Origin of the sequence: Salmonella sp. 5800, from assembly GCF_046558195.1 — a bacterium.
GTDB lineage: Bacteria > Pseudomonadota > Gammaproteobacteria > Enterobacterales > Enterobacteriaceae > Salmonella > Salmonella enterica.
The window spans coordinates 1-332 of sequence record NZ_JBGDOX010000038.1 but is presented as its reverse complement, the minus strand read 5'-3'; the positions used below and the strand labels follow the sequence as shown (position 1 = coordinate 332).

General features: G+C 63.9%; 1 protein-coding gene. It reads left to right on the top strand.

The window, feature by feature from the left end:
* A partial coding sequence (locus tag ACLJZ5_RS22110) for a sodium ion-translocating decarboxylase subunit beta (RefSeq protein WP_024139927.1) occupies positions 1-332 on the top strand: 332 nt, incomplete at its 3' end.

The window sequence follows — 332 nt, the reverse complement described above, 5'->3', positions numbered from 1 at the left end:
ATGGAAAGTCTGAACGCCCTGCTTCAGGGCATGGGGCTGATGCACCTTGGCGCAGGCCAGGCCATCATGCTGCTGGTGAGCCTGCTGCTGCTGTGGCTGGCGATTGCGAAGAAGTTCGAGCCGTTACTGCTGCTGCCAATTGGCTTCGGCGGGCTGCTCTCCAACATCCCGGAAGCGGGTATGGCGCTGACCGCGCTGGAAAGCCTGCTGGCGCACCACGACGCCGGGCAGCTGGCGGTGATTGCCGCGAAGCTGAACTGCGCGCCGGACGTGCACGCCATTAAAGAGGCATTAGCGCTGGCGCTGCCGTCGGTGCAGAGCCAGATGGAGAA